Here is a 20,799-nt window from a genome sequence, read left to right on the forward strand (position 1 = left end):
TTTATTATGTGGTTTTTTTCTATGCAGCAAGCTAACACGTCAACTTCTCAGGAAATTTTGTCCGTTTCGCGTTTGAACAGATTGGCGAAACGCTTACTGGAAACGGAGATAGGTAGCATCTGGTTGTCGGCAGAAATATCTAACTTTGTTTGCGCAGCATCCGGTCACTGGTACTTTACGCTAAAGGATGAGCGTGCCCAGGTTAAAGCCGCCATGTTTAAAAATGCCAACCGTTTTTTATCTCAACGCCCAAAAGATGGCGACAAGATATTGGTACGCGCCTCTGTAGGGCTGTATGAACCGCGGGGCGACTATCAGCTCATCGTTGAACATATGGAAGGGGACGGAGAGGGTCAGCTCAAACGGGCCTTCGAACAATTAAAAATAAAACTTCAGGCACAGGGTTTGTTTGATGATGCGATCAAGCGGCCGCTTCCCAGCAGTATAAGACGTGTGGGCATCGTGACATCGGCTTCCGGTGCTGCATTACACGATGCATTAACTGTCTTCAAGCGAAGAAGCCCGGCAACTGAGATTGTTATCTATCCCAGCATGGTACAGGGCACTGACGCCTCCAGACAGCTTATCCAGGCACTGAACACAGCGAATCGACGCAATGAAGTCGATATAATTTTGCTTACCCGTGGCGGCGGTTCATTAGAAGATTTGTGGTGCTTTAATGACGAGCAGTTAGCCTATTGTATCCGCGACTCTTCTATTCCGGTCGTAAGTGCGGTGGGGCATGAAATAGATTTTACCATCGCCGATTTTGTCGCTGATATGCGCGCGCCTACCCCTTCTGCCGGGGCCGAATTGCTCAGCCAGGATGTTAATGTAATGCTGGATGCGCTGCGTAACCGAAAATCACGCATCAGACAATCTTTTACAAATTTGCACAATCGTCTGTCTAATAAACTGCATATATTGCAGCACCGTCTGACGGCACAGCACCCTAAAGTGCGCATTCAAACCCAACAGCAGTCTTTGGACAGGCTTCAAATTCGCCTCGTGCATGCCATTCAGCAACAGCTTAATCAACTACACAACCATCAATCGCGGATTAATCAGCGACTTTGGCGATTCGATCCCAGTGGCAAGCTCGAGCGCGCACAACTCACTTTGGTCCAGCTCAAAAAGTCACTTTACAGAAATATGCAGGCGCTACTGAATAACAAACAGCAAAAATTAGCGTTTGCAGGGCAATCATTACATGCGGTCAGTCCACTGGCGACGTTGGCCAGAGGCTATAGCATTACATTTGATAACAACCAGAATGCGCTTACTTCAATCGCGCAGACGCAAGTGGGTCAAACCATCACCACACGCTTAAAAGACGGTAAAGTGGTGAGTAAAGTTGACGCACTTTTGCCCGCAGAAGACCAAAAATAATCATTGTGCAGCTTTGTTAGATCAGTCAGACTGGATTACTGAATATAGATTGGCTGATTTATGAAGTTACTATGGTTTTTTATCGCAGGAGCACTCGGTGTTGGCGGTTGTCAAAACAATGACGACCCTATGCACGCTTCTGCTGTAGAGGATCACGCAGTAAGCACAAGCGATGATAAAATCGAAATCACCACTCCGATTGGGATATTTTCCACTTATTTAAGTGATTCGGCAGCGTCGCAATGCCAGTTACTGACATATGCTCAAACTACCTGCGAAGAAGACGCCATTGCTGCTCAGCACTTTTTTGTGGCATTAAAAAATATTGGGGCTTTCCCTAATGCACTGGCAGTTTCTGGACAATCTGACTACCAGCTTTTGATCGCCAACCAAGCCGCAACGATTGCCAGCCCAGGCTGGTGGCACACGGGCATTCAAAGTTTGAAAGGGAACAGGGCGCCACTGGCTGATGAACGGCAGCATTTTACCGAATTTACAGTGCAATGGCGTGGTTTGGAAATTGATACTCAGCTCATTCAGACACACGTGGCAATGCATGAAGACCACACGCCCGTGAAAGTTGCTGAGGACGTTATTGCACAATGGCGGACAGATGCATTGCAAAGAGGATTATTTACCGCCCCATTTTTGTATAAGGCGCTTAGAGCCAGCGACTATCTCAGTGAAATGCAGGTTCCTGATACCATTGCTGCGTTTTCACGTTTTGATACACAACTATTCCATGATCCGTTTCAGGGCGCTATCACGCGGTATACTCATAATGAATACGAAGACGCGTTGCTTGATATTACGGTTTTTCCGCTAACCACCAGTCTGGACACCGCGATTGAGACGTCGCTGACTAACATTCTGGAAAAAGAACAAGCTGATGCACAGATTGTTGCTGCAGCAAGAAACCTGACCATGGTAGTAGACCACCCAATTGCAGAATTTACTCCCGGACGACAATTCATCGAAGAGAAAGTTTTTATGCTTGCAGTACATGCTAAGGGAGAAACCGAAGAACCGATCTTTGCTACGACTTACGTATTTCGTCAGGAAGATAAAATTGTAAAGGTGAGCACAACATTTCCGCCGCGGATCGCCAACCCATTAGTGGAGCAGGCACTTCCTTCTATTAAAGTACCCGCAGAATCCCCCTTGATGGCGACATTGCGGGATATCGCCAAAACCCGCAGCTAGACACTATTTTCCGCGCAGGAATTGACTGTGTTATACCCAACTTAGTTCCCCCCCACTGCGCTTACTGTGCTACTGTGGCGGGATTATTACCGCCTTTTGCGAGGTGAAAATATCAACGTAAGGCACATCTGACGCAGATTGCCCGGTTACTTTTTCTTATTGTGAAAGGCCATCAAGCGTTTACGTTTGCGTTGTTGCGCCAACGTAAGCTGGTTCTTTTTGCCTTCAAACGGATTACTACCCTCTCTGAATTCGATCCGAATGGGGGTTCCCATCACGTTAAGTGATTTTCTAAAGTAGTTCATTAAAAACCGCTTATAAGCGTTGGAAAGGTCGTCCACCTGATTACCATGAATGACAATAACGGGGGGATTGTAACCACCGGCGTGCGCATATTTCATTTTCACCCTGCGACCACGCACTAGGGGTGGTTGATGATCCTGCTGTGCCATCTCCATGATTTGAGTTAGCATGGCGGTATTGATACGTTTAGTAGCGCTCGCATACGCTTCATTAACAGACTCAAACAGGTTGCCTACGCCAGTGCCATGTAATGCTGAGATAAAATGCAGCCGTGCGAAATCGACAAAACCCAAACGACGATCCAATTCTCGTTTGATGTCATCTTTTACATCTGTTCTCAGCCCATCCCATTTATTCACTGCCAATACCAGTGACCGGCCTGAATTAAGCACAAAACCTAACAGACTTAAATCCTGGTCGGTGATGCCTTCGCGGGCGTCAATAACCAGCAGCACGACGTTGGCCTCTTCAATTGCCTGCAGGGTTTTTACAATGGAGAATTTCTCAACGGCCTCGGTCACCTTACCGCGCTTTCTGACCCCGGCCGTATCAATCAAAATGTATTCGCGTTCATCGCGGGTAAGCGGTATATAAACGCTATCCCGGGTGGTGCCCGGCATGTCGTATACTACCACGCGGTTTTCACCCAAAATGCGATTGGTTAAGGTCGACTTGCCCACATTCGGCTTGCCGACAATTGCCAGCTTGATTGGCAGGTTCTGCAGTCTTTCCAGTTGCGCTTCGGCATCTTCCTCTTCCTGCTGAACTTTAGTTTGCACCAGCATATCTGGAAACTGTTCTTTAAGTGGGTCCAGCGCCAAATCCATCAATTGACTGACGCCGCGACCGTGGGCCGCGGCAATTTGATTTACCTCACCGATGCCCAACCGATAAAAATCGGCACTTTCGCTATGACCATCGATACCGTCAACTTTGTTGGCTACTACAATCACCTTCTTGCCCGTTTTACGCAGATGATCGGCAATACCCTGATCAGCAGGTAGCAAGCCAGCTCTGGCATCCAACAGGAATAAAACCACGTCGGCTTCTTCAATTGCTAACAATGACTGCTGAGCCATTTTTGCATCGATGCCCTCTTCATCGCCGGTGATACCACCCGTATCCACCACAATGAACTGTTTTTGTTCAAACATTGCCTGACCATATTTACGGTCACGAGTAAGACCTGGGAAATCGGCAACCAGTGCATCACGGGTATTGGTTAAGCGATTAAATAATGTCGACTTACCGACATTCGGCCTTCCTACAAGTGCAACTACAGGCAACATGAAAGCATTCCTAATAACAATTTATTGAAAAAACACAGGCCGCAAAAATGCGGCCGGTTAAGTACACGTAAAGTATAAACGGTGAGCGCAGACTTTGGTAAAAATTAACTGCGAATTATCTCGAAGCGATTGCGGCCACCTTCCCTTCACGGGTAATGGCAATAATGTTGTCTTCGACTTTGAGCGGGGAAACATACACAGATTCATCTTCGTCATCATCGCCTAACGAAAAGCGCGCGACAATCTTACCTGATTCCTGATCTAACCAATGTAAGAAGCCCCATTTATCGCCAACCACGATATGGTCTCCCACCGGCTCAGCCTCAGTCAGCGAGCGACGCTTTAAGCCACTTTGCGACCATAGTTCGACGCCGTTGCGACGATCCAGTGCATAAATGTGTGAATTGTTATCGACCACAAAAATTTGATTATCACTGAGTGTCAGATTTCTGTATGAGGCATATTCACGCTTCCAGATTACCCGGCCGCTTCGCAGTTCAACCGCCGCAAGTGTGCCATTGTAAGCGATTGAATAAACAATACCGCCATACAGAAGCGGTGCTGAATCAATATCGACAATACGCTCTAGCTCAGTGGCTCCGGCAGGTGTCGTAATTGCAGTTTCCCAGGCTACCACGCCTGAATCCAGAATATGGACTTGCAACTTACCTGTAGGCGTACCCACAATTGCACCACCGTTACCTGAAGTGGGAGTCGAAATACCACGCAGCGTTAGCGGCGGTACATCAGACTCACTGCGCCAAAGTTGCTCACCGGTTTCGGCGTTAAGCCCAAACAATACACCGGCACCAGTATTTACCAACAACACGCCTTCACCAATAGCCGGCGCAGCCAGTATCTCTCCTGCAACGGTAGCTTGCCAGACGACTTCGCCGTCCTGCTGATTAAGCGCCAAAATAACGCCATCCTCAGTGCCAATAAACAGCAGGTTTTCAGCTGCAGCAAGTCCTGCAATTTTTGCTGATTCACCACTGGACCAAAGACGGCTGATTGAATCCATCATGCCTTCGTCTTTGAATTTTGCGAAATTCTTTTCCCAGATGACCTTGCCAGATTGAGGATCTAATGCGGCAACTTCACCACGACGCTCAGCCACATACACTTTATTGTTATCATAGGCAGGACGGAGACGCGAAAAGTACCCCTCGACACCATCGCCAATTTGCTGCTCCCAAACTAACGTCGGCGTAAACGCAGCATCAATGGGCGCCAGTTTCCTAATTTCGAGTTCTTCATCATCAGCAAACCAGTCAGAGATAGTGGAACAACCTGACAGCAATAGAGCCAGCGACAATACGCCGACCGCACTGATATTTTTTTTGCGCTTTGCAGTTAAAAACATAAACACCGCCTTATTATTCTGCTTGACCTGCAACCGCAAGATTATCTAGCTTAACTTTAATAAGCGGATTATTTTCACTTGCGGCAAGGGCACGAGTGTACGCTTCTTTGGCCTTGTCCATGTCCCCCTGGCGGGCAAAAATGTCGCCTTTAATTTCATCAACCTGAGACACGAAACTGTCCAATGTTACACTTTCTAATGTGTTCAGTGCTTCTTGCGTTTTGCCCTGTTCAAGCTGAACTCTGGCTAAACGTGTAGAGGCCACAGCCGCCAGTTTGGCGTCTTCCGTTTCATTAACCACTTTTTGTAACTGCGCTTCAGCTTCAGCAAAGTTATCAGCATCAACGGCTTTTTGAGCCGCGACTAAACCCGCAATATTCGCGTAGCCAGAACCTGGATTATTTTGAATGAAAGCATCCAACTGTTCAGTGCTTTGCGCTTCAACTACCGCTTGATAAGCGGCTGAAGCTTCTTCTTTAGCAGCTAACTGGCTGTCGCTGTAATAGCGCCAGCCCCACAACCCGCCAAGACCAATCACTGCACCCACAACGATGGCTATACCATTTTCTTTCCAGAATTTTTTTATCGCCTCTACTTGTTGTTCTTCGGTGGCGTACTGTTCCATTTTGTTACCTCTAATGCATTAATTCATGAGTTGTTGTGTTCTGATACTGCCCGCAGGCAACCAGATACAACATAAACTTATTCCGCTTTAATAAGGGCAGCCAACGTTGCCGCCAATTTATCAAAGGCTACTGTTTGTTGTGGTTGGTCCAACCTCAAAGGCTTAAGCGTCACGGTGCGATTGGCAACTTCATCGCTACCAACGATAAGCGCGACTTTCGCCCCTGATTTGTCAGCCCGTTTAAGCTGTTTTTTCATATTGCCACCACCGCAATGCAGCATAAACTTACAGTGGGGTAAATCATCCCGTAACGTCTCGATCAGATTAAGCGTGGCAATTTCTGCATCCTCGCCTAATGCGCAAACATACACATCTGCCGCGGGCTGCTCAAGCGCCCCTTCTTCAAGCGTTTCAAGCAATAACACCAGACGCTCAAGGCCCAGCGCAAAGCCAACTGCGGGTGACGGTTTTCCACCTAACTGCTCCACCAAGCCATCGTAGCGTCCCCCCGCACACACTGTACCCTGGGCGCCAAGGCTGTCTGTTACCCATTCAAATACGGTGCGATTGTAATAATCCAGGCCACGCACTAATCGTGGGTTAACCTCGTATTGGATACCGGCCTGGCTTAATCGTTCACATAACTGGGAAAAATGTGCCTTTGACTCGTCATCAAGGCAATCCAGCAAGGCAGGCGCATTAGTTAGTACTGCCTGAACTTGCGGATTCTTGCTATCCAGCACTCTTAGTGGATTCGTGGTCATGCGACGGCGGCTGTCTTCATCCAGCTTATCTTCATGCTGGGTCAGGTACGTGACCAAGGCTTCGCGATAGGCTTGACGGGCTTCATTTGAACCTAACGAATTAATCTGCAGCTTGACGTGCTCCGTCATGCCAAATGCCTTCCACAACCGGGCACTGAGCAGTATGACTTCTACATCGATGTCTGGACCATCAAGACCATAGGCTTCAACACCGAATTGATGAAACTGGCGATAACGACCTTTTTGTGGACGTTCATGTCTGAACATCGGGCCCATGTACCACAGGCGTTGTTGCTGATTGTAGAAAAGACCATGTTCATTACCAGCGCGCACACAACTAGCCGTACCTTCAGGTCGCAATGTCAGACTATCGCCATTACGATCTTCAAAGGTATACATTTCTTTCTCGACGATATCGGTCACTTCACCGATAGAGCGCTTGAACAAATCGGTGCTCTCTACAATCGGCGTGCGTATTTCCTGATAACCGTAACTGGCCACAACCTGACGGATGGTGCCTTCGACACGCTGCCATGCACCTGACATTTGCGGCAGGCAATCGTTCATGCCGCGAATCGCTTGAATGGTTTTAGCCACCTTGCATTCTCATACTGACAAATAAAAGCCCCGTATTATAGGGGCTTTGCGTTTAAACAACAATCATTGCATCCATTCGGACACAACATACTTTTACTCTTTTACTTCAACCGGAATTTTGTTTTTTTCATTCAGCTGCGCTGCTTTAGCACGAATACGTTTTTCCAGCTGATCAACCAGGTCATCATTCGACAGACGTTCTTTCTGGCGCTTACCGTCAAGGTAAAAACCACTCATGTTGCGCGCGCCAGTTAGTCCCAAATCGGATACTTCAGCTTCACCCGGACCGTTAACCACACAACCGATTATGGATACATCCATTGGCGTTAGAATATCTTCAACACGTTGCTCTAACGCGTTAACGGTAGCAATCACATCAAATTCCTGACGCGAACAGCTGGGGCACGCTATGAAATTAATACCGCGAGAACGAATACGTAACGATTTTAATATGTCAAAACCAACTTTAATTTCTTCCACCGGATCAGCCGCCAGTGAAATACGTAGCGTATCACCTATTCCTTCCGCTAGCAGCATACCCAGGCCAACCGAACTTTTTACTGCGCCTGCACGCAAACCACCTGCTTCGGTGATCCCTAAGTGCAGCGGCTGGTCAATTTGTTTGGCCAATTGGCGGTATGCCCCAACTGCTAAAAAGACGTCAGAAGCTTTCACGCTGACTTTAAATTGGTCAAAGTTTAATTTATCCAGAATGTCTACATGACGCATTGCAGATTCAACCAGCGCTGCAGGCGTCGGTTCACCGTACTTTTCCTGCAAGTCGCGTTCTAGCGAACCGCCATTGACGCCAATCCGTATCGGAATATTTTTATCTTTGGCGCAATCGACAACGGCTTTAACTCGTTCAAGGTTACCGATATTACCTGGATTGATACGTAAACAGTCGGCACCGTACTCTGCGACTTTCAGCGCAATACGATAGTCAAAGTGAATATCGGCAATAACCGGAATAGAAACCTGCTGACGAATCAATTTGAATGCTTCGGCCGCATCCATTGTTGGTACTGAAACCCTGACCAGTTCTCCGCCCACTGCCTGAATACGCTTAATCTGGCTGACCGTGGCGTCAACGTCCGTGGTTGGGGTATTGGTCATCGACTGCACAGCAATGGGCGCGCCGTCACCTATAGGCACATTACCTACATAAATCCGGGTCGACTTACGACGTTGTATGGGACTTTCTGCGAACATGAAAATTCCTAATAAGGTAGCATAATACGTGCGGTACGACCGTTCTGATAAAACGAAATGTCTACCGGCTCGCCATTATACCGGATACTCACCTGATCGGGAGCACCTAATGTGATATCAAATGGAGGAATGCCGTTGAGCGTCATGACCCGACCCGCTTTTTTCACGCCATAAGCAATGGCTTCGCCAGTGGCATCTTTAATGTTTACCCAACAATCTTCGCCGAAGGTAAATTCCACTGAGGCCGTTTCTCCTGGCACGGATTGCTCTGCGCGCTCAGACGCCCCCTCTGACGCGTCAATTTCGTCGATTTGATTAGTGGTGTCAGTATTAACTGACTCACTCTCAAGACGATTCTGTCCTTCTTCTTCGGGTGGGGGAAAACGCTCCTGCATATCCTGAGGCGTCTCTTGCTGCTCTGATTCGACCCTCTGCGGCGTTGACTGCGTCAACGATTCTGAATTCTGGTCGACGCTCCCTCGTTCAACTGGGGCCTGCTGAAAAGTCTGTTCACTATCTGTGGGCGGTACCGACAGGGTTTCACTCGTATCGTCTATCAGCACATCATCATTTGATTGCTGATACCACCAGCCCACTACCCCAGCGATTAACAAGAACAAAATAACATAAGTCACCATCATCCAACGATCATCATGGGCCTGTTTGTTCACTTTTCTCGAAAAACTCTGGAAATTAGCTGTCTGGTTGGGCGTAGCATGTAATTTTTCAAATTCAGTAATGACTGCTTTGTCGTCAAGACCGACATATTTCGCATACATTTTCACATAGCCTTTAGTAAAGGTTATGGAAATGCGGGGATCCACTTTGTCATTCTCAATTTCATCGACGCTCTTTGGCTTGATGAACAACTTATCAGCTATTTCCTGTTGACTCAGACCTTGCTTTTCCCGCGCAGCCTTTAGCATCGCACCGGGACTGGGACGAGATGGATTGTCTTCTTTTTGTTGTTCTTCGAATTCCATAAGCCCTACTTTGTATTAGTCCTGTTGTTCTGGCGGCACAAGCCATAAACGCATCCCTTGTCTGATTGCGCCAGGCTCATCAAGTTGATTCCACTCTTGTAATGTAGACATTTTGAGATTGTACATCAGCGAAATACGGTACAGATTTTCCTTTGCCTGAACAATATGGAAAGGTGGATTTTCCTCGGAAATTTCATATTCAGGCTGTTTTTTTAATGAAACTGTTTGATTTTGCACCGACTCAATGGGTGTATCCTGCGTTACCGTGGCCGGTTGAGTTTGTTCAGACTGGCTTATCATTGGTTGTGTCGGTTCTTCACGTGACGGTGATTGGATTTGTTCTTGTTCAGGCGCATCCTTGGGCGATTTTCGGGTAATCGCTATTTGTGGGGTAACCCAGGCATCTTGTTGCTCTTTATAGGCGTTGGCCTGCGCGCTTTGCGGATACATGGTTAACAACATATCCCCGTACCCTTTAGCCGTATCAACATCACGCTGCCCCTTGGCAACCTGAATCTGCAGCCACAACGACTCGGCGGAAACACGTGCAACCCGTTCATATTTGCGCAGGCTTGCTTTCGCTTTCTCCCACTCCCCATTCTCTATATAAAGTTCGGTGAGCAAAAATAAACTTTTTGCGCGTGAAGGTTGATGATTCAGCGCACTCTGTAAATGCGAAATCGCGGTTGCGGGCTCCCCTTGCTCCTGAGCACAAAGCGCCATATTCTCGTAGGTTTCAGCAGCATTAGCATACTGACGGTTATTCAGTGCGCTGGCAAAAAATTCATTGGCATCATCGTAGCGCTGCTGTTGACATAGAAACGCGCCATAGCTATTCGCGATATCCGCATTGCGAGGAGCGAGTTTCAGTGCGTTTGAGTACGACTCATCAGCACGTTCGGTCTCGCCAACTAATTGATAATAATACGCCAGTGAATAATGGGTGTCTGCAAGCCGTGGAGCGTACCGTAAAGCCTGGTCTAAATTGGCCTTGGCTTGTGAGTAATTGCCGTTTTTCAAATAAGTTAAACCGAGAGAAATGCGCGTTTTAGCCGCCTTTTCCTGATCAAATTCATCACCAATAAAGCCACTTGGCTGAGTCTGGCTAACACATCCTGTTAAAATTAAGACTAAAGCTAAAACAATATAATGCATGCTTTTTTCACTTCTCACTTGGTTATCGTTATTGACTCATTTTTACTGAAATTGCTTCGCCCTTCATTTGCTTTTTTAACATTCTTTTGGTGCGATCGACAACATCGCCTACCAATTGTCCGCACGCAGCATCAATATCATCACCGCGGGTTTTGCGCACCATAACCGTGTAACCATATTCCATCAGCACTTTAGCAAAACGGTCAATGCGGGAATTGCTCGAACAGGTGTACGGCGAGCCCGGATAGGGATTAAACGGTATCAGGTTAATTTTGCATGGGGTGTCCTTCAACACTTTTGCGAGTTCGTGTGCCTGATCGGTGCTGTCGTTTATATGCGAAAGCATAACATATTCAACGGTCACCTTACCCTGATTGGCTTTTGATTTCGCCAAATATCGACGCACTCCAGCAAGAAAAGTCTCAATGTTGTATTTTTTATTAACCGGAACAATTTCATCCCGCAATGTATCGTTGGGTGCATGTAAGGAAATAGCCAGGGCAACATCGATTTGATCGCCAAGTTTATCCAATGCTGGCACGACGCCAGAGGTGCTCAGGGTCACGCGGCGTTTAGATAAACCAAAACCGAAATCGTCCAACATCAAATCCATAGCCGGAACCACGTTTTTCAGATTTAACAGGGGTTCACCCATGCCCATCATAACCACGTTGGTAATGGGTCGTTTGCTGGAGTCTTTGGACAAGCCTAAATGGGTTGCTACCCGCCAAACCTGGCCGATAATCTCACTCACGCTTAAATTACGATTAAAACCCTGCTGTGCGGTTGAACAAAAAGTACACTCCAATGCACAGCCAACCTGTGAAGAAACGCACAATGTGGCGCGATCACTTTCGGGGATCCACACCGATTCCACTTCCTGACCACCAGCTAACGCCAAGGCGAATTTAATGGTGCCATCGCTGGCTTCCTGAAAATAGGCGATTTCGGGCGCAACTATTTCACAATGCTGTTCGAGTTTTTCACGCAAGCCTTTATTCAAGTTACTCATTTGGGCAAAATCACTGACGCCCTGCTGGTAGATCCACTTCATCACCTGATCGGCGCGAAACGGCTTTTCACCAATCTCATTGAAGAACTCACGCAGCATTGTGCGATTGAGATTGAGCAGATTTGTTTTTGCCATGATTTGACCTTTAAATAACGCTTAATAAATTTGCCTGTTGCCAGGTTTACCCTCTACCTGACAGCGCTGGGACAGCCCGTCGTTTTTTGAGGACATCATATAAAAAGGGAGCCGCAGCTCCCTTCCTTGTTAACTGTCAGTCGACGATTAACGTGTGCGCGGGCAAACTTCTTCGTCTGAGAAGAAAAACGCAATTTCACGCGCTGCAGATTCTGGAGCATCAGAACCGTGCACAGCGTTTTCGTCGATAGAAACGGCGTAATCAGCACGTAACGTTCCCGCAGCAGCTTCTGCTGGATTAGTTGCGCCCATAATTTCACGGTTTTTAACTACCGCATTTTCACCTTCAAGCACCTGCACCATAACCGGGCCAGATGTCATGAAATCAACTAACGCACCAAAGAAAGGACGCTCTTTGTGTTCTGCGTAGAAGCCTTCAGCCTGCTCCTTGCTCATATGAAGCATTTTTGATGCAACAATGCGCAGACCAGCAGATTCAAAACGGTTGTAAATTGCACCGATAACGTTTTTTGCTACCGCATCAGGCTTAATAATAGAAAATGTACGCTCAAGAGCCATCTTTTCTGTCTCCGTAAACTAATCGAATAAATTTGGGCGCGAATTATAGGCAATTCTTCCGCACTTGACCAGAGGCGATTGATTAATGCACTGCGTTTCTGGCTAAACCGTTAATTTTTGCCACGATTGCGCGTAAACCATTGCCTCGCGTTGGGGTGATATGACGCTCTAAGTCCAGTGCTTCAAAATACTGATCGATATCAAAATCGAGAATCTGTCTGGGTGTTTTATCGTTGTACGCGGCCAGCACCAGTGCCAGTAAACCCTGCACAATAATGGCATCGCTATCTACGTCAAATTGCAAACGGCCATTCTGACTGCGTGATACCAACCACACCTGGCTCTGACACCCTTTTACCAGACGATCCGCAGTACGTGCTTCTTCTGGTAATCCAGGCAACGCCTTCCCTAAATCAATGATGTACTGATAACGCTGCTCCCAGTCATCGAAGAAGGCTAAATCATCAATAATGTCCTGACTACTTGGTAACTGCATGGGATAACCTTTAGGTGTTAAAAAAACAATCCGGCTTCAAGTTGGGCTTCTTCACTCATTTTATCACGCGACCAGGGCGGATCGAATACCAGTTCGACGTTAACGTTCTTTACATTTGGTACCATTCCAACACGATACTCAACATCCCCCACCAGTACCGGCCCCATTCCGCAGCCAGGTGCGGTGAGTGTCATGTCAATGTTAACAGTATTGGACGATTGATCTACGGTAACCTGATAAATCAGGCCTAACGACACCAGATTAATCGGAATTTCTGGATCGAAAATGGTTTCCAATGCTTCCCATACCTGTTTTTCGTCGATGGTGTTGTCATCTTTAGGCGTAAAATTCAACACCTGTGGCTTACGCCCAATCGCATCCGCATCAGTACCGTCAATGCGATACATATTACCGCGCCAGGTGACCGTATAATTGCCACCGAGATCCTGGGTGATGTTAACAAACTCACCTTCAGGGATTTTGACGACGTTGCCTGCGGGTACCAAACGCGCTTTGCAGTCACGCTCGGTGGTAACCATTTTCTGCATCAGATAACTCAGCTTATATTAAAACTTTCACCGCAACCGCATTCATCAACAACATTCGGGTTGTTGTATTTAATTACACCATTAACGCCTTCCATCACGTAATCAATTTCGGTGTTTTTTAACAATGGCAGTGCATCTTTGGAAATGGCGACAGTCAGGTTTTCGTTGATATCCAACACTTCATCATCGGCCTTAGCCGCATCAGCAAAATCCAACACATAGGCATACCCTGTACAGCCACTCACCCTTGTGGAAAGGCGCACAATTTTGTCCTGATGCGTTTTCAGCTTTTTCTCAAAATGCTTAACTGCAGCATCCGTTAACGTGATCACCGACGTTGGCGGCACAAAAGTTTCTACAGACATACTACCTCCATTAAGCCAGCATGGTTTGCGCTTTTTTAAGCGCCCTGAAGAAGGCTTCAACTTCTTCAATGGTGTTATAAATTGAAAACGACGCCCGCGCCGTACCCGGAATGTTTAAACGCTTCATCAAAGGTTGCGCGCAATTATCACCAGTGCGAATTGCGATGCCCTGACGATCTAAAATAAACCCGATATCCGCAGGGTGCGCGCCATCTAGCAGAAAACTCATAATTCCAACTTTGTTTTTTGCGGTGCCGATTAAACGCAACCCCTGCATGTCCGCGGCAAGTTCGTTTGCGCGCGTCAACAGGGCTTTTTCGTGGGTTTGAATGGCATGCTGATCCAACCCCATGAACCAATCAATTGCAGCCGCCATGCCGATGGCACCAGATATATTGGGTGTGCCCGCTTCTAACCGAAACGGCAATGTTCCGAAAGTTGTCTGTTGATATTCAACATCGGCAATCATTTCGCCACCCGTTTGCCAGATTGGCCAATCCTCAAGCACGTCTTTTCGCCCCCAAAGGCAGCCAATACCAGTGGGACCGAACAGTTTGTGACCTGAAAACGAATAAAAATCGCAACCAATCGCCTGCACATCTACGCCACCATGAGCAATGCCCTGCGCCCCATCCACAGAAACCAGCGCCCCTGCAGCTTTCGCCATCGCAGTCATTTCTTTGATGGGATTGATGGTGCCTAACGCATTGGAAACATGGGGGAACGCCACAAGCTTAGTCCGGTTGTTCAAGGCAGCTTTGAATTTAGCAAGATCAAGTTCACCGTCTTCGCTGATAGGAATAACAACCAGCGAAGCGCCTGATTTGATGCATGCCTGCTGCCAGGTAACCAGATTCGCGTGATGTTCCATTTCGGTAATTATCACCTCGTCACCTGACTGCAATTTTTGCGCTAATCCATGCGCCACGATATTTAACGATTCTGTGGTGCCACTGGTCCAAATTACTTCTTCATTCACATTGGCGTTGATAAAACGCGCTACGGTGGTTCTGGCCTTCTCATAGCGGCGCGTTGCTTCATCAGACAAGTGGTGAGAGCCACGATGTACGTTCGCATTACATGTAGTGTAAAATTCTACTAACGCGTCAATAACCGCTTGCGGCTTTTGTGTGGTCGCAGCGTTATCCAGATAAATCAGTGGCTTACCATCAATTTGCGTTTTTAAAATTGGGAACTGCTGGCGCAGCGCGGTGACGTCTAGGCTCATTTTACTTCCATATGCGCAAAACGCTCACTCAGTTTTGGCTGTAACCAGGACGCTATGGCTTTGTTGGGAATATCGTTGACCAACTCCTGAATAAAGCCAAAGTTCAACATAACCAACGCTTTTTGACGTGAAATACCGCGACTCAGCAGGTAAAATAACTCGCTGCCTTCAATCTCTGCCACCGTTGCTCCGTGAGCACATTTCACATCGTCAGCGTAAATTTCCAGTTCTGGTTTGGTGTTCACCAGGGCGCGACGTGATAGCAAGAGATTTCGATTGTTCATTTCCGCTAAGGTTTTTTGTGCATCACGGTGTATGTGAATGCGACCGTTAAATACTGCACGCGCACCGTCACCGATGATACCGCGGGCATTTTCTTCCGAGGTACCATTGGGTTGCGCATGCTCGATACAGGTATGCAGGTCGAACAATTCACCTTCTGCCAGCAGATAAATAGCATTAAGTTTAGCGAAAGCATTTTCCGCTGAATGCCAGATATCAATATCCAGACGAGAAAGCTGGCTACCGTAACCGACCACAGTGCTATTTAGATTTGACGATTCACCTAGTTTAAAGTGCGTGCCGCCAACCGCTTTTGCATTAGCGGTGTAAAAAGCAAAGCGGTAGTGTTCCAGACTGGCATGATCACCGATACTATACTCAGCCACTGCGGTGTTCATACTGTCGTGTTCACCCTGGCCGAATTCCAATACTTTAGCGTGGGAGTGCTGACCGAGTTTCACTAACGCACGGGTATGGTTATCCGAGTCAGCCGAGGTCAGGTTGATCAGTCTGATTACCGGGGTAATTTCTGCGTGGTCAGCCACGTCAATCATTACACCATGGTGACTGAGTGCATCGTTAATCTGTCCAAATACATGAGCTTGTGGCTTGATGCGACCAAACAATGTTTTGATATCGTCTTGCTGCTGTGCGTTCGCCTGAGCGAACGAAACAATGCTTACGCCCTGTGGTAACGCTAACTCATCTAACGAGGTGACCAACGTACCATTGTTAAATACAATATCGATGGCGTCTAATCCAGGTATTTCAGGCACACTGACTGAATCAGTCGCCTGCGCATGACTAAATGTACGATCTTTCAACGGAGTAAGCGGGGTAAACCGCCACTGCTCAGCACGCTGGCTCGGCCAGCCTGCCTGCTGTAATTGGGTAATGGCCTGCTGACGCACAGGAGCCAGAAAATCCTGATTCTCCTGCGCTACATCAATGACCTTTGTTAGCCATTGACTCATGCAGTTTCTCCTTCGTATTTCTTACCCAAAAAACCATAACCGCTTTTTTCAACTTCCAGTGCCAGTGACGCATCGCCACTTTTCACAATCTTGCCTTCAGCAAGGATGTGCACAAAATCCGGTTTAATGTAATCGAGCAAACGCTGGTAGTGGGTGATCACGACAAAGCTACGCTTACCGTCACGTTGTGAGTTAACGCCGTCGGCGACGACTTGCAAGGCGTCGATATCCAGACCTGAGTCAGACTCATCCAGAATACACAGCGACGGCTCAAGCAGAATCATTTGCATTATCTCATTGCGTTTTTTCTCACCGCCTGAGAAACCTTCGTTGACGCCACGCTTCAGAAAGTCCAATGGCAGCTGCACCTGTTTGCAGGCATCTTTGGCTTTTTTCAGAAACTCGGCTGCCGTGAGAGCTTCTTCGCCCCGTTGTTGCCGAATCGCATTAACGGATTCTTTCATGAACTCCATATTGCTAACGCCAGGAATTTCAACCGGATATTGAAAAGCCAAAAACATGCCTTCGCGGGCGCGTTCTTCGATTTCCATTTCCATCAGATTTTTACCATTTAACGTGGCATCGCCTTCTGAGACGGAATAGCCTTCACGCCCAGAAAGCACATAGCCTAACGTAGATTTACCGGCACCATTTGGCCCCATAATGGCATGTACTTCACCAGGTTTAACTTCCAGGTTCAGCCCGCGAATTATGTCTTTTTCTTCGACGCTTGCGTGTAAATTTTTAATTGATAACATCGTTTACCCCACTGAACCTTCAAGGCTTATTTCCAATAATTTGCCGGCTTCTACGGCAAATTCCATTGGTAATTCTTTAAATACTTCTTTACAGAAACCATTCACAATCATCGACACCGCTTTTTCTGGGTCGAGGCCGCGCTGTTGACATAAAAACATTTGATCATCACTGACCTTCGAAGTGGTTGCTTCGTGTTCTACAATAGCGGAAGGATTGCGACTTTCGATATATGGGAACGTATGCGCGCCGCATTTATCACCGATCAGCAATGAATCACACTGAGTGAAGTTACGCGCGCCATCGGCTTTCGGCCCCATTTTTACTAAGCCACGGTAAGCATTGTTGCTTTTGCCCGCCGAGATACCTTTTGAGATGATGGTGGAACGGGTATTCTTACCCATGTGGATCATCTTGGTACCGGTGTCAGCTTGCTGCGCACCACGGGTCAATGCCACCGAATAGAATTCACCCACGCTGTTGTCGCCTTTAAGCACACAGCTTGGATATTTCCAGGTGATGGCCGAGCCAGTTTCGACCTGTGTCCATGAAATTTTCGCATTGGTGTGACAGATACCGCGCTTGGTAACAAAATTGTAAATCCCACCCTTGCCTTCTTCATCGCCCGGATACCAGTTTTGTACAGTCGAATACTTGATGGTGGCGTTATCCATGGCCACAAGTTCCACTACCGCAGCATGCAACTGATTTTCATCACGCTGTGGCGCAGTGCACCCTTCAAGATAGGAGACATGGCTGCCCTCGTCAGCGACAATCAGTGTGCGCTCAAACTGACCCGTATTCTGTTCGTTGATTCTAAAATAGGTAGACAATTCCATTGGGCAGCGAACGCCCTTGGGAATATAAACAAATGAACCGTCGGTAAATACCGCACAATTAAGTGCCGCGTAATAGTTGTCAGTGCGTGGTACCACAGAACCGATATATTTTTTAACCAGATCAGGGTATTTCTGCAGCGCTTCAGAAATTGGGCAAAAGATAACGCCGGCTTTTTCCAGTTTTTCACGAAATGTGGTGACAACCGAAACAGAATCAAATACCGCATCAACAGCGACCCCCGCCAGCATTTCTTGCTCATGCAGAGGAATGCCTAGCTTCTCGTAGGTACGCAGCAGTTCGGGATCAACTTCGTCAAGTGACTTGGGTTTGTCCTTCATGCTTTTGGGTGCTGAATAATAGGAAATCGCCTGAAAGTCGATTTTCGGATAGTTAACGTGGGCCCAATCAGGCTCTTCCATTTCAAGCCACGCACGATATGCCTTAAGACGCCATTCCAGCATCCACTCAGGCTCGTTTTTCATTGCCGAAAGACGACGGATGACGGATTCGTCCAGGCCGTTTTCGAAAGTTTCGGCTTCGATTTCCGAATAGAAACCGGCTTCGTACTTCCGTGATAGTGCCTGTTCGATCTGTTCACTCATGTTAGGATCTCACTTACTTTAGTTTGCCTGTAAAATCGATGTTTTCAGCCTTACGGTTTGGCTGATGACGCAAACATTTCAATGTGCTCAACATCGCAGAAATATATCTCAATTGTATAATACCTGACTATTTCACTCAAGTATTAGCGTTCATGCAGTATCTCGATTTGTGTTTACACTGTACCTTGAATGGATACTCGCCGCATGGAGGATGAAGTCGCTAGCGGCGCGGATTTTGCCGTATTCGGCACAATTTTTCAATGTTAGATGCGGCTAACCGCCGTCCCCTTGCGGATTCATGTAGTCGAATGACGCAATCTGGCAACCACATCAGCAACCCGACTAACGGTATATTCAATGTCATCTTCAGTGGTGAAACGCCCAACGGTAAAACGAATGCCACTTAACGCTAAGGCTTCGTCACGCCCAATCGCCGAGAGTACATATGAGGGAGCCAGATTAGCCGAATTGCAGGCTGAGCCAGATGAAACAGCGATATCATTGCCTAATGCACGGGTCAGCATTTCCCCTTCGATGTCCGCAAAACTGACGTTGAGGTTGTTAAAAATTCGTTGTTCGGGATGGCCGTTAAGGATGACTCCGCCTATATGTAAAAGCCCCTCTGCGAGTTTTTCCCGCAGCGCATGCAAACGTTCACTTTCCGACCTCATGTGCAGCCCGGCGATATGACATGCCTCACCAAAACCGACAATCTGATGGGTGGGTAACGTGCCAGAACGCATACCTCTCTCATGCCCACCGCCATGGATTTGTGCGACCAATTCCACTTTTGGCCGACGACGCACATAAAGTGCCCCAATCCCCTTTGGGCCATAAAGTTTATGTGCTGAAAAAGACATTAAATCGACCGGGAGCGTGGACAGGTCGATAGGTAGTTTGCCTAAGCTTTGAGCGGCATCCACATGAAAAAGAATCTGTTTGCGACGACATAATTCAGCAATCGCCCGTATGTCCTGAACAACACCTATTTCATTGTTAACATGCATGACGGAAACCAGAATGGTGTCTTCACGCAGCGCTTGCTCAAGTTGCTTCAGACTAACTAAACCATCTTCGTCAACAGCCAAGTAAGTGACTTCAAAACCCTGCCCCTCGAGGAAGCCGCAGGTATCAAGCACGGCTTTGTGCTCCGTATTCAGGGTAACAATATGTTTGCCTTTGTCTGAATGGCGATAAGCCACACCTTTAATTGCCAGATTATTTGATTCAGTCGCACCTGAGGTGAAGACAATTTCACGAGGATCACAGTTGATAAGCTCGGCCACTTGACTGCGGGCAACATCCACCGCTTCTTCAGCCATCCAACCATAGCGATAGGTACGAGATGCGGGGTTGGCAAAGTTACCTTCCAGCGTTAGACATTCGGCCATTTTCGCTGCCACGGCCGGATCAACGGGCGTCGTCGCAGCATAGTCTAGATAAATAGGCTTGTTCGCAGACATTTATAAAATCACACTTAAAATTTCAGTTTCCAGTTTTATTTTTGCTTTATTCTTATCCTGACGCCCTGCTACTTCTTGCACTTCTCGTTGAGCCATTAATTCGCCCAGTGAGATACCGTTTAAAAAAAGACTGATGCGATCGCTTAAGTCTTGCCAGAGGCTGTGGGTCAAACAGCGCTCACCGCCCTGACAATCTGCCATTCCCTGACAACGGGTTGCATCGACACTTTCATCTACTGCACGAATTACCTGTCCTACCGCAATGTCATTGGCATCACGTCCCAATTTATAACCGCCTCCTGGCCCTCGCACGCTGTGAACCAGTTTTTCTTTGCGCAAGCGGGCAAATAACTGCTCTAAATACGATAAGGAAATTTCCTGACGTTCTGAAATATCGGCCAGAGGAACCGGCCCTTTCGCTGAGTGTAAAGCCACGTCGAGCATTGCCGTGACCGCATAGCGTCCTTTAGAAGTCAGTTTCATGAGGAATACCTAAATGGTGGTTGCAGTAAGTGAAAATTTTTTCATACCTGAGTAAATTGGTCAAGTATTTGGCATGCACGGTGAATAATTAAAGGCAATTAAAAATTGAGAAGAATTGTCAATCTGAAATAATGGTAAAGCTGATGGCTTTTT

20 protein-coding genes are annotated in these 20,799 nt (G+C 47.3%); 2 read left to right on the forward strand and 18 right to left on the reverse strand.

Going from position 1 to position 20,799, the window contains the following annotated elements; genetic code table 11:
• The first annotated feature begins 21 nt into the window (after positions 1-21).
• On the forward strand, positions 22-1,389 hold the full coding sequence (gene xseA / locus HCJ96_RS03035; protein WP_169209572.1) for an exodeoxyribonuclease VII large subunit: 1,368 nt from the start codon (positions 22-24) through the stop codon (positions 1,387-1,389).
• A 60-nt stretch (positions 1,390-1,449) separates the two neighbouring features.
• Entirely contained in the window at positions 1,450-2,592 is a 1,143-nt protein-coding gene (locus HCJ96_RS03040; RefSeq protein ID WP_169209573.1) for a hypothetical protein, read from the forward strand.
• Between the two features lie 146 nt (positions 2,593-2,738).
• Here the strand turns inward: HCJ96_RS03040 and der are convergent, their stop codons facing one another.
• From der to iscR, 18 genes are all read right to left on the reverse strand, one after another.
• Positions 2,739-4,184: a ribosome biogenesis GTPase Der gene (gene der / locus HCJ96_RS03045; RefSeq protein WP_169209574.1), complete on the reverse strand. Its 1,446-nt coding sequence runs from the start codon at positions 4,182-4,184 to the stop codon at positions 2,739-2,741.
• 115 nt (positions 4,185-4,299) lie between these two features.
• Positions 4,300-5,547 carry an outer membrane protein assembly factor BamB gene (gene bamB, locus HCJ96_RS03050; protein WP_169209575.1) on the reverse strand — a complete coding sequence of 416 codons (1,248 nt, stop codon included), beginning with the start codon at positions 5,545-5,547 and terminating at the stop codon, positions 4,300-4,302.
• A gap of 13 nt (positions 5,548-5,560) precedes the next feature.
• Positions 5,561-6,172 (reverse strand): YfgM family protein, encoded by a 612-nt coding sequence (locus HCJ96_RS03055; RefSeq protein ID WP_169209576.1) that lies wholly within the window; start codon positions 6,170-6,172, stop codon positions 5,561-5,563.
• 77 nt (positions 6,173-6,249) lie between these two features.
• Positions 6,250-7,533 carry a histidine--tRNA ligase gene (gene hisS, locus HCJ96_RS03060; protein WP_169209577.1) on the reverse strand — a complete coding sequence of 428 codons (1,284 nt, stop codon included), beginning with the start codon at positions 7,531-7,533 and terminating at the stop codon, positions 6,250-6,252.
• A gap of 93 nt (positions 7,534-7,626) precedes the next feature.
• Positions 7,627-8,745, reverse strand: coding sequence for a flavodoxin-dependent (E)-4-hydroxy-3-methylbut-2-enyl-diphosphate synthase (gene ispG / locus HCJ96_RS03065; protein WP_169209578.1), 1,119 nt, complete (start codon positions 8,743-8,745; stop codon positions 7,627-7,629).
• An 8-nt stretch (positions 8,746-8,753) separates the two neighbouring features.
• Complete coding sequence (locus HCJ96_RS03070; protein ID WP_169209579.1) at positions 8,754-9,728, reverse strand: RodZ domain-containing protein; 975 nt, start codon at positions 9,726-9,728, stop codon at positions 8,754-8,756.
• Positions 9,729-9,743: 15 nt separating this feature from the next.
• The gene (pilW, locus tag HCJ96_RS03075; protein ID WP_169209580.1) at positions 9,744-10,883 is read right to left on the reverse strand and encodes a type IV pilus biogenesis/stability protein PilW; all 1,140 of its coding nucleotides are present in this window, start codon (positions 10,881-10,883) and stop codon (positions 9,744-9,746) included.
• A gap of 28 nt (positions 10,884-10,911) precedes the next feature.
• Positions 10,912-12,030: a dual-specificity RNA methyltransferase RlmN gene (gene rlmN / locus HCJ96_RS03080; protein ID WP_169209581.1), complete on the reverse strand. Its 1,119-nt coding sequence runs from the start codon at positions 12,028-12,030 to the stop codon at positions 10,912-10,914.
• 147 nt (positions 12,031-12,177) lie between these two features.
• Positions 12,178-12,609, reverse strand: coding sequence for a nucleoside-diphosphate kinase (ndk, locus tag HCJ96_RS03085; protein ID WP_169209582.1), 432 nt, complete (start codon positions 12,607-12,609; stop codon positions 12,178-12,180).
• 82 nt (positions 12,610-12,691) lie between these two features.
• On the reverse strand, positions 12,692-13,105 hold the full coding sequence (locus HCJ96_RS03090; RefSeq protein WP_169209583.1) for a SufE family protein: 414 nt from the start codon (positions 13,103-13,105) through the stop codon (positions 12,692-12,694).
• A 17-nt stretch (positions 13,106-13,122) separates the two neighbouring features.
• Complete coding sequence (sufT, locus tag HCJ96_RS03095; RefSeq protein WP_211162691.1) at positions 13,123-13,656, reverse strand: putative Fe-S cluster assembly protein SufT; 534 nt, start codon at positions 13,654-13,656, stop codon at positions 13,123-13,125.
• Positions 13,657-13,661: 5 nt separating this feature from the next.
• Positions 13,662-14,018 (reverse strand): HesB/IscA family protein, encoded by a 357-nt coding sequence (locus HCJ96_RS03100; protein ID WP_169209585.1) that lies wholly within the window; start codon positions 14,016-14,018, stop codon positions 13,662-13,664.
• A 10-nt stretch (positions 14,019-14,028) separates the two neighbouring features.
• Positions 14,029-15,246 carry an aminotransferase class V-fold PLP-dependent enzyme gene (locus tag HCJ96_RS03105; protein ID WP_169209586.1) on the reverse strand — a complete coding sequence of 406 codons (1,218 nt, stop codon included), beginning with the start codon at positions 15,244-15,246 and terminating at the stop codon, positions 14,029-14,031.
• Positions 15,243-16,502, reverse strand: a complete 1,260-nt coding sequence (sufD, locus tag HCJ96_RS03110; RefSeq protein ID WP_169209587.1) for a Fe-S cluster assembly protein SufD — start codon at positions 16,500-16,502, stop codon at positions 15,243-15,245. The genes HCJ96_RS03105 and sufD overlap by 4 nt, the downstream gene beginning before the upstream one ends.
• On the reverse strand, positions 16,499-17,260 hold the full coding sequence (sufC, locus tag HCJ96_RS03115) for a Fe-S cluster assembly ATPase SufC (protein WP_169209588.1): 762 nt from the start codon (positions 17,258-17,260) through the stop codon (positions 16,499-16,501). The genes sufD and sufC overlap by 4 nt, the downstream gene beginning before the upstream one ends.
• Positions 17,261-17,263: 3 nt before the next feature.
• Positions 17,264-18,700 (reverse strand): Fe-S cluster assembly protein SufB, encoded by a 1,437-nt coding sequence (sufB, locus tag HCJ96_RS03120; protein ID WP_169209589.1) that lies wholly within the window; start codon positions 18,698-18,700, stop codon positions 17,264-17,266.
• A 296-nt stretch (positions 18,701-18,996) separates the two neighbouring features.
• A complete protein-coding gene (locus HCJ96_RS03125; protein ID WP_169209590.1) occupies positions 18,997-20,163 on the reverse strand; it encodes an IscS subfamily cysteine desulfurase in 1,167 nt (388 codons plus the stop codon).
• Positions 20,164-20,646: a Fe-S cluster assembly transcriptional regulator IscR gene (gene iscR / locus HCJ96_RS03130; RefSeq protein ID WP_169209591.1), complete on the reverse strand. Its 483-nt coding sequence runs from the start codon at positions 20,644-20,646 to the stop codon at positions 20,164-20,166.
• Between the last annotated feature and the right edge of the window lie 153 nt (positions 20,647-20,799).

Origin of the sequence: Alteromonas ponticola (assembly GCF_012911815.1) — a bacterium.
GTDB lineage: Bacteria > Pseudomonadota > Gammaproteobacteria > Enterobacterales > Alteromonadaceae > Alteromonas > Alteromonas ponticola.